Genomic DNA, 7454 nt, shown 5'->3' on the forward strand with positions numbered 1-7454 from the left:
ATGAAAAAAAAAATTTTATTTACTGCTTCCATTGCCAAACATATTATTCGATTTCATCTTCCTTATCTACAGTGGTTTAAAAATCAGGGATTTGAAACGCATGTGGCTTGTAGTGGTGAAGAGGAGATTCCTTTTACTGATTTCAAGCACAATGTTCCTTTTATCAGAAACCCTTTTTCCTATGGGCACGCAAGGGCTTATAAATGTTTAGAAACTTTAATAGATGAAAATGATTATTTTTTGATTCATTGTCATACTCCAATGACATCCGTGTTGACCAGGCTTGCGGCGAGAACCGCAAGGCTAAAAGGAACAAAAATTTTATATACCGCACATGGTTTTCATTTTTTCAAAGGAGGTCCGATACATTATTGGTTTACTTATTTCCCTATAGAACTATTTTTGAGTAAATACACCGATGCAATCATTACCATTAATGAAGAAGATTATCAAATTATAAAAAGAGAAGAAAGTGTTCAAACAAAAGTATTTAAAATTCCTGGGGTAGGGGTTTCTCAAAAAAGATTTTTTCCAGTTCACTCGGATATTAAAACTCAGATCCGAACTAAAAACAATTTTTCAGATCAGGATTTTATTTTGGTTTATGCCGCCGAATTTATACCCAGAAAAAATCATGTGTTTATCATTAAAAGTGCTGGTAAACTTATCGAAAGCCTTCCCAATGTTAAGATTTTATTTGCAGGTCGAGGTATCTTAAAAGCAGGCATGGAAAAATTGGTTAGTGAATTAGGATTAAATGAGACCATCATTTTTTTAGGTTTTAGGGAGGACATAGATGAGGTTTTCAAAATGTCGGATATTGGAATTTCTGCAAGTAGGCAAGAAGGTTTAGGATTAAATTTAGTGGAAGAGATGATGTGTGGTCTTCCAATTGTTGCCACTCAAGACAAGGGTCATTTGGAAGTGATAGACCATGGTTTAAATGGTTTTTTGTTCTCACAAAATGATAGCTCAGGCTTTATAAATCATATTCTCGACTTATATCTCAATGAAGAAATGAAAAGTAATATGTCCAAAGAGGCAATTTTGAAATCAAAAAAATTCGAATTGAGTAATTCTCTTTACGAAATGGAAAAGATTTACAGTCTTTATCTTAAACAAGACCAAGTGAAAGATGAATTATCCTAAAATTTTAAAAAGCGCAATTGATTTTTTGGGATCATTCCTCCTGCTTTTGATCCTTTGGCCAGTTATTTTTATACTCTATTTATTGCTGTTTTTCTTTCAATCCAGACAAGTATTCTTTGTACATGAGCGGCCCGGAAAAGACCGGAAGGTTTTTAAATTAATGAAATTTAAAACCATGAATGACAAAAAGGATGCAGACGGCAAGTTGCTACCTGATTCGAAGCGGCTGACTCCAATCGGTAAATTTATACGTTCCATCTCTTTGGATGAACTTCCCCAATTGCTCAATGTCCTGAAAGGAGAGATGAGCTTGATTGGACCAAGACCTTTGCTGGTACGGTATTTAGCTTTTTACAGCCCCGAGCAGGCTAGGCGGCATGAAGTAAAACCCGGCATCACGGGATGGGCCCAGGTAAATGGCCGCAATGCGATCTCCTGGGAGCAAAAGTTTCACTATGACGTTTGGTATGTTGACCATGTATCTTTTTTGGTAGATCTAAAGATTTTATGGCTGACATTTAAAAAAGTCATCATAAGAGATGGTATTTCTTCGAAAGGACAGGCGACTACTTTGGCGTTTAAAGGGTCTGAAACGGTGAAAAAGAAGCGCATGAATTACACCAACAATATTTAACAAATAACATTTAAGCGATGGAAAGTAAGTTTATAAATCTTGTAAAAGAGGCCTTGGAAATTGAAGAAAGATCCTTGGAAATGTCAGATCATTTTAAAGATTTCGACGAATGGGATTCCCTTTCCCAGCTTACGCTGATTGCGGAATTGGATGATCAATTCGGGGCGGTGATCAGAATGAATGACTTCAAAGAGATCAATACTCTTCAGGAGCTGTTTGATTGGATTAAGAATCATCCTGCATAATGGCATTTCTGACATTTGATCAGGTCGGAATCCGCGGAATTGCTGCAGCTGTTCCAGCAAACAGAATCATCAACCGGGAATACACGGAGTTTTTTTCCGCTGCGGATGTGGCTGATATTGTAGATAAAACAGGCATTGAGGAGCGGAGATTTGCTCCGGATGGTATGTGTGCTTCGGATCTATGCCAGGCGGCGGCTGAGCGATTGATTGCTGATCTGGGAATAGATAAATCTGAAATTGATCTTTTGGTTTTTGTTTCCCAGACGCCGGATTACCGGATGCCTGCCACGGCTGTGCTGCTTCAGGATAGATTAGGTTTATCTAAGCAAACGATGGCTTTCGATTTAAGCTTGGGATGCTCGGCTTTTGTCTATGCTTTGTCGGTGGTGTATGCACTTGTGCAAAACGGAACTATTCGAAAAGCCTTGCTTTTGGATGGAGAGACGAGATCGAGGGCTTATTATCCCAAGGATAGAAGAGTAGCTTTTCTGTTTGGAGATGGCGGAGTGGCGGCATTGATAGAGAAGAATGAAAAGTTTGGTAAATCCTATTTCAGTCTGAACTCTGATGGAAGTAGGGGCGATCTGATTAAAATTAAATCCGGGGGGTATCGATTTCCCAGTTCTGAGGAGTCAGTACAGGAGAAGGTTCTTGATGAATATGGAAATATTTCGACGGATGAACATGGCACGATGAATGGTGCAGAGGTCTTCAATTTTGTGTTGGAAGAAATTCCTGGCGATTTGAAAAACATCATGGCGTACGCTGGGATCTCGAAAGAGGATCCCGATTTTTTTGTTTTCCATCAGGCCAATGCTTTTATGAATGGGTATCTGGCGAAGAAGATGAAATTGCCTTCAGAAAAGGTGCCTTCTAGTATCCACGAGTTTGGGAATACCTCATCGGTGTCTATTCCTTTGACAATTGTGAGCCAGTTGCAGGGGAAGTTGGAGGGTTCCAAGAAATTGCTTTTATGTGGTTTTGGGGTTGGGATGTCCTGGGCTTCCGCGGTAATGGATCTTCAGGACTGCAAAGTGAGCGACCTGGTGGAGCTGTAGAACGCAGATGACGATGGAACGCTGATGACGCTGATTAGGCGGATGGTCGCTGATTAAACAAAAAAAGGATTAAAAAAATAAAAAAAAATCTGTGTAAATCTGCTCGATCCGCGTCATCTGTGTTCCATCAAATCTGTGTAAATCTGCTCAATCTGCGTCATCTGTGTTCCGTTTTATAGCACGCTGATGACGCTGATTAGGCGGATGGTCGCTGATTAAACAAAAAAAAGATTAAAAAAATAAAAAAAAATCTGTGTAAATCTGCTCAATCTGCGTCATCTGTGTTCCGTCAAATCTGTGTAAATCTGCTCAATCTGCTCAATCTGCGTCATCTGTGTTCCATCATTTGCATTCCTTTTTGTACATTGACATTGTTTTTGAGCTATTAATACATTTTTTATGGAGAATTATAAACATGAGGCTTTGACTGAGGGCATTATCAGGGCTTTTTATAAGGTGTACAATACGCTTGGCTATGGATTTTTGGAGAAGGTGTATGAGAATTCGCTTTTTTATGAATTGATAAAAGCTGGGTATATGGTAGAGAAACAGAAAAGGATAAGGGTGTATTATGACGGTGTTGACGTAGGAGATTATTATGCAGATTTAATCGTAGAGGATCTGGTCATTATCGAAATAAAAGCAGCGGAAGGCTTGGTAGAAGAGCATGAATGTCAATTGATAAACTACTTGAAAGCAACGGATAAGGAAGTAGGCTTGCTCCTCAACTTCGGAAAAAAACCCCAATTCAAAAGAAAGATATACTCAAATAAATGATTGAATACAGATGGGTGCTGATTAAAAAAAAATGGAACGCAGATGACGCTGATTAGGCGGATGGTCGCTGATTAAACAAAAAAAGGATTAAAAAAAGGGAACGCTGATTAGGCGGATGGGCGCTGATAAAAAAAATAGATAAAAAAAATCTGTGTAAATCTGCTCAATCTGCGTCATCTGTGTTCCATCAAATCTGTGTAAATCTGCTCAATCTGCGTCATCTGTGTTCCGTTTTATAGCACGCTGATGACGCTGATTAGGCGGATGGTCGCTGATAAAAAAAAAGGATTAAAAAAATAAAAAAAATCTGCTCAATCAGCGTCATCTGTGTTCCATCAAATCTGTGTAAATCTGCTCGATCTGCGTCATCTGTGTTCCATCATCCACGTTCCGACCTTTAAACGTTATTAATTTTGAACTCAAAGAATCCATTTTCGCTAATTGACAAAACCATCTTGATCACGGGGGCTTCTTCGGGGATTGGGCAGGGGATAGCCATTGCCTGTGCCGGTCAGGGGGCGAAGGTATTGCTGATGGGTAGAAATGTGGAACGCTTGGAGGAAACGGTTCAGCTTTGTGCCAATGGGCTTGGGCATGCTTATTTTTCGGTTGACTTGCAGCAGGTAGGCGGATGGCAGGAAGAATTAACAGCTTTTTTGAAAGCTCATGCACCCATTCAAGGTTTCGTCCATGCGGCAGGGATTTCACCAACCATTCCACTGAAAGTTATGAAAAGCCAACAGATGCTGGATTGTTTTCAGTTGAATGTATTCTCAGCAGTGCAATTGATCCAATTAATCACCAAGCCAGGCATCAAGTCCCCGGAGGGCATGAGTGTGGTGCTGATCTCTTCGGTGATGAGTGAGGCAGGTGAGAAGGGGAAGTCCCTTTATGCGATGACCAAAGCAGCATTGGTGGCCTTGGTCAAAAGCCTGGCCCTGGAATATGCCGAAAAAAGAATTCGTTTCAATGCCGTTTCACCTGCGGTGGTGGATACCCCGCTATCGCTGGGTTCCCATTACAGAAAAGAGGAAGAAGCCATGCGAGAGGTATTGAAACAACACCCACTTGGGCTGGGAAGCGCTGCAGATGTAGGCAATGCCAGCGTATTTTTGTTGTCGGAAGCCTCCAGGTGGGTGACAGGAACCAACCTGATTGTTGATGGGGGCTATTTGGCCAGATAAGCCACTTTTCATTTACTCTTTGCACCAATTTTAATTTTATCTAATTTTTCGATCACTTCTTTGTAGGTATGCAGATTATTATCATCGGGGCAGGCGGTCATGCTGCTGAAGTTTCCGATTACATCAAGTATTCCAACACTCAAAATTCCGCTGAATTTCAAATAAAAATATTGGGTTACTTGGATGATGACTTCAGCAATTACGTCCATTATGGCTTTCCTTTCCCTTATTTGGGAAGTATTTGTGAGCATCAAGTAGTCCCTGAAGCCCATTATATCATTGGCATTGCAAATCTTATCTATAGGAAAAAGTTCGTAGAGCTCTTTTTGGAAAAAGGCGCCAATTTTTCCTCTTATATCCATCCCACGGCAAGCATCTCTTCCTCTGCCAGAATAGGGGAGGGTGTGGTGATAGCCCCGAATGTCATTTTAGGTCCCAAGGTCTATGTGGGTGATTATAGCTTGGTCAACAGCAGAGCTATATTAGGCCATGACAGTACAATGGGAAAGTTTAATTTTTTAAGCCCCAATGTATGTTTTTCCCCCTTTACGCATGTTGGCGATGAGAATTTGTTTGGGATTAATTCCGCCACGATTCCGGAAATTTCTATTGGAAATAACAACAAGGTGATGGCAGGAATGACTCTTGATAAGGATATAGGAGACAACGAAGTTGTGTTTTATCGAAATAAGGAGAATGTGAACTTACCCAAAGAATAATCACTGGGGACTAGGAATCCATCTTGTCAAACGATTTTTTTGATGTCTTGCACAACCCTATTGAAATCCACCAAATCTTCATGAAGTGTCCTTTCAACGGTGGTAATGCGAACGCGGACAGGCATCTTCTGGCAACACTCGCACAATTGACCTTTCTATTTTCCTTAACGAAGGAATTCTATTGGCGCACTGAAGCAATAGGCTTTGTTGATGAGTTTTCAGCCCATATTTTTTACTGTATTCCTTTTTGTCTTTACAATGAGAATGCGTCTTGTTTTCCCGATCACATGCCTTTTCGGTAATTGCACACAAATCCACTTTATTTACTCTTTGACTCATTTTAAGGTTTCATTGGGAATTCCTTTATTTCTTTGGATATGAAAATAATCATCATTGGTGCAGGTGGACATGCTGCTGAAATTACGGATTATCTAAAATATTCCAACGCGCTGAATTCCAATGCATCTGAGGTGGAAATCTTAGGGTATTTGGATGACGACTTCAACAATTACCTTCATTATGAACTTACCTTTTCCTACCTGGGATCGATCTCGGAACATGAAGTAGTTACCGATGTGCATTATATCATTGGCATCTCAAATCTGGATTACAGGAAGAGTATTGTTGAGCTTTTTCTCGAGAGAGGGGCCAAGTTTTTCACTTATATCCATCCCACGGCGAGTATCTCATCGTCTGCCAAATTTGGTCAGGGTGTCGTCATTGCCCCAAATGTAAATCTTGGGCCTAATGCCTACGTGGGGGATTTCAGCTTGGTAAATAGCAGAGTAAGCTTAGGACATGACAGCAAAATTGGAAGGTATAATTTTTTAAGTCCAAACGTCTGTTTTTCCGGCTTTACGCATGTTGGGGATGAGAATCTATTTGGCATTAATTCGGCAACCATACCGGGAATTAGGATCGGAAACAGAAATAATATCATGGCAGGAATGACTCTGGATAAGAATATAGGGGATGAGCAGGTCGTGTTTCATCGTTTCAAAGAAAAAGTGAATATGATCAAAGTATGATTCTTGGGGTGGGGACCGATATTGAATCCGTCGCTAGGATCAGGAGAATTTGGGAGCAAAAACCCAATCTGTTGACAAAGATTTTTTTTGATTCAGAATTGGAATATGCCAACACAAAAAATAAACCTTGGGAAACGCTTACAGGAATTTGGTGTGCCAAAGAGGCCGTCGTTAAATCCATCAGTACTCAGCTGAATGTCAGCCTGCAGGAAGTTGAAATTTACAAACCGGATCCCCAGCAATTTGAAGTGATCATTCATCATGAACTTTTTAGATCAGAGGCCTTTAATTTTTCACTCAGCATTTCGCATGCCAAGGAATACGCTACGGCTTTATGTGTGGTCGAAACAAAATAATAGACGCAGATGATGATTGAACGCTGATGACGCAGATTTGGCGGATGGTCGCAGATAAAAAAAAACAAAAAAAACGATTTAAAAATATCCTTTTTAATCTGCTCGATCCGCGTCCCATCTTTATAGCACGCTGATGACGCAGATTTGGCAGATGGTCGCTGATAAAAAAAAAATTGATTTAAAAAAAAACTTTTTAATCTGCTCATTCAGTGTCTTCTGCTTTCCATCTTTATAGCATACTTATCTCGCAGATTTGGCGGATGGTCGCTGATATAAAAAAAACAAAATAACCATTTAAAAATAT

At 40.1% G+C, this 7454-nt stretch carries 9 protein-coding genes; all 9 read left to right on the forward strand.

Annotation, left to right across the window (positions count from 1 at the left end; genetic code table 11):
- Nucleotides 1–1149 carry a glycosyltransferase gene (locus Q7J63_RS03525; protein ID WP_304883996.1) on the forward strand — a complete coding sequence of 383 codons (1149 nt, stop codon included), beginning with the start codon at nt 1–3 and terminating at the stop codon, nt 1147–1149.
- Nucleotides 1136–1783, forward strand: coding sequence for a sugar transferase (locus tag Q7J63_RS03530; RefSeq protein ID WP_304883997.1), 648 nt, complete (start codon nt 1136–1138; stop codon nt 1781–1783). Before Q7J63_RS03525 ends, Q7J63_RS03530 begins: the two co-directional genes overlap by 14 nt.
- Nucleotides 1784–1800: 17 nt before the next feature.
- A complete protein-coding gene (locus tag Q7J63_RS03535; protein ID WP_304883998.1) occupies nt 1801–2028 on the forward strand; it encodes an acyl carrier protein in 228 nt (75 codons plus the stop codon).
- Nucleotides 2028–3086, forward strand: a complete 1059-nt coding sequence (locus tag Q7J63_RS03540; protein ID WP_304883999.1) for a 3-oxoacyl-ACP synthase III family protein — start codon at nt 2028–2030, stop codon at nt 3084–3086. The genes Q7J63_RS03535 and Q7J63_RS03540 overlap by 1 nt, the downstream gene beginning before the upstream one ends.
- A gap of 399 nt (nt 3087–3485) precedes the next feature.
- The gene (locus tag Q7J63_RS03545; protein WP_304884000.1) at nt 3486–3863 is read left to right on the forward strand and encodes a GxxExxY protein; all 378 of its coding nucleotides are present in this window, start codon (nt 3486–3488) and stop codon (nt 3861–3863) included.
- 413 nt (nt 3864–4276) lie between these two features.
- Complete coding sequence (locus Q7J63_RS03550) at nt 4277–5047, forward strand: SDR family NAD(P)-dependent oxidoreductase (protein WP_304884001.1); 771 nt, start codon at nt 4277–4279, stop codon at nt 5045–5047.
- 68 nt (nt 5048–5115) lie between these two features.
- Complete coding sequence (locus Q7J63_RS03555; protein WP_304884002.1) at nt 5116–5766, forward strand: acetyltransferase; 651 nt, start codon at nt 5116–5118, stop codon at nt 5764–5766.
- A 377-nt stretch (nt 5767–6143) separates the two neighbouring features.
- Nucleotides 6144–6794 carry an acetyltransferase gene (locus Q7J63_RS03560; protein ID WP_304884003.1) on the forward strand — a complete coding sequence of 217 codons (651 nt, stop codon included), beginning with the start codon at nt 6144–6146 and terminating at the stop codon, nt 6792–6794.
- On the forward strand, nt 6791–7150 hold the full coding sequence (locus Q7J63_RS03565; protein ID WP_304884004.1) for a holo-ACP synthase: 360 nt from the start codon (nt 6791–6793) through the stop codon (nt 7148–7150). The genes Q7J63_RS03560 and Q7J63_RS03565 overlap by 4 nt, the downstream gene beginning before the upstream one ends.
- The last annotated feature ends 304 nt before the right edge of the window (nt 7151–7454 follow it).

Origin of the sequence: Rhodonellum sp. (genome assembly GCF_030656585.1) — a bacterium.
GTDB lineage: Bacteria > Bacteroidota > Bacteroidia > Cytophagales > Cyclobacteriaceae > Rhodonellum > Rhodonellum psychrophilum.

Bases quoted from the DNA above. Each gene is read 5' to 3' on its own strand.
- Q7J63_RS03525 (WP_304883996.1), top strand. From the start codon at position 1: ATGAAAAAAAAAATTTTATTTACTGCTTCCATTGCCAAACATATTATT.
- Q7J63_RS03535 (WP_304883998.1), top strand. From the start codon at position 1,801: ATGGAAAGTAAGTTTATAAATCTTGTAAAAGAGGCCTTGGAAATTGAA.
- Q7J63_RS03565 (WP_304884004.1), top strand. From the start codon at position 6,791: ATGATTCTTGGGGTGGGGACCGATATTGAATCCGTCGCTAGGATCAGG.
- Q7J63_RS03555 (WP_304884002.1), top strand. From the start codon at position 5,116: ATGCAGATTATTATCATCGGGGCAGGCGGTCATGCTGCTGAAGTTTCC.
- Q7J63_RS03545 (WP_304884000.1), top strand. From the start codon at position 3,486: ATGGAGAATTATAAACATGAGGCTTTGACTGAGGGCATTATCAGGGCT.
- Q7J63_RS03530 (WP_304883997.1), top strand. From the start codon at position 1,136: ATGAATTATCCTAAAATTTTAAAAAGCGCAATTGATTTTTTGGGATCA.
- Q7J63_RS03540 (WP_304883999.1), top strand. From the start codon at position 2,028: ATGGCATTTCTGACATTTGATCAGGTCGGAATCCGCGGAATTGCTGCA.
- Q7J63_RS03560 (WP_304884003.1), top strand. From the start codon at position 6,144: ATGAAAATAATCATCATTGGTGCAGGTGGACATGCTGCTGAAATTACG.